General features: G+C 61.6%; 1 protein-coding gene. It reads left to right on the top strand.

Annotation, left to right across the window (positions count from 1 at the left end; translation table 11 throughout):
• Positions 1 to 314, top strand: a 314-nt coding sequence (locus ADAD_RS0115230) for a MaoC family dehydratase (RefSeq protein WP_010415748.1), incomplete at its 5' end; no start/stop codon positions are given.
• Positions 315 to 510 lie beyond the last annotated feature (196 nt).

The following is a 510-nucleotide window of genomic DNA, read 5'->3' as shown; positions in this document are numbered from 1 at the left end:
CGGCCAAGATGACGCCGTTCGGCGGCACCATCGCCCACGGCTTCCTGACCCTTTCGATGATTCCCTATCTCAGCGCCGAAGCTGACCTGCCCAAGCCCGACGGGATCAAGATGGCCGTCAACTACGGCGGCAACAAGACGCGCTTCATCAACCCGGTGCGGAGCGGAAAGAAGATCCGCGGCCACTGGAAGCTGCTCGAAATGACCGAGAAGCGCCCCGGCCAGTGGCAGCAGACGGTCGAGATCACGATCGAGATCGAAGGCGAGGATAAGCCCGCCCTGATCTGCGAATGGATGACGATGTTCTTCGTCTAAATCCTTGGCGTGAGTCCCGGCGAAAGCTGGGACCTCATGCGATCAGGCAGCAAGAATAAGGAGGTCCCGGCTTCCGCTGGGACTCAGCAAGAGGACCCTTCCCATGACCCGTAGTGCAGTCATCGTTTCCACCGCCCGCACCGCCATCGGCCGCGCGTACAAAGGCGGCTTCAACAACACCAAGGGCGCGACCCTC

Source organism: Citromicrobium sp. JLT1363 (assembly GCF_000186705.1).
Taxonomy (GTDB): domain Bacteria; phylum Pseudomonadota; class Alphaproteobacteria; order Sphingomonadales; family Sphingomonadaceae; genus Alteriqipengyuania.
Note: the sequence above shows the minus strand (reverse complement) of the source record. Positions and strands in the feature narration are given on the sequence as shown.